Annotated in this window: 1 protein-coding gene; it reads right to left on the reverse strand. The window is 50.2% G+C overall.

From position 1 onward, the window contains the following. Positions 1-186, reverse strand: a 186-nt coding sequence (locus AC5WOF_RS19445; protein WP_496051597.1) for a condensation domain-containing protein, incomplete at its 3' end; no start/stop codon positions are given. Between the last annotated feature and the right edge of the window lie 15 nt (positions 187-201).

The raw sequence follows: 201 nt of genomic DNA on the forward strand, positions 1-201 counted from the left end.
CCGCAACGCATCATGATACGCCACTACTTCGCGAATCGTCTGTCGGAGCCACGTTTCGTTCCCCTCTCCTACTTTCAGCAACATGCTCTGGTTAAAGTGATGAGGATGCTCGGTCTGTTCCAAAAACCATTTTTGGATCGGCACAAAAGGTACTTCTCCACGCAAGGTTCCTTGCTCTCCTACCACGGAAGCTTCCTTTTG

It is taken from the genome of Shimazuella sp. NTD250 (genome assembly GCF_059510375.1).